This is a genomic window from Pseudomonas sp. AC463 (assembly GCF_979253585.1).
Genome location: NZ_CEEDDZ010000948.1, coordinates 1 through 250, shown reverse-complemented (window position 1 = coordinate 250; position 250 = coordinate 1). Strand labels below are relative to the sequence as shown.

The 250-nt window shown below is 68.0% G+C and carries 1 protein-coding gene; it reads left to right on the top strand.

The genetic code is table 11. The annotated features are described in order from the left end of the window. Window positions 1-9: 9 nt before the first annotated feature. A partial coding sequence (locus AC0IYH_RS33035; protein WP_471838611.1) for an AMP-binding protein occupies window positions 10-250 on the top strand: 241 nt, incomplete at its 3' end.

Genomic DNA, 250 nt, shown 5'->3' with positions numbered 1-250 from the left:
GACTACGACCTGTCGACCGTCTCCGACTTCGCCGCCGGTGGTGCGCCGCGCCCGGAGGAGCATGTCCGCCGCATGGACGACGAACTGGGCGGACCCGCGCCGCTGATCGGCTTCGGCCTGACCGAAACCAACGCCGTCGGTACCGGCAACTGGCGGTCGAACTATGTCGCCAAGCCCGCCTCCGCCGGTCGTGCCTCGCCACCTTTGGTCGAACTCGCGATTCTCGACGATGCCGGCAATCATCTGGCAC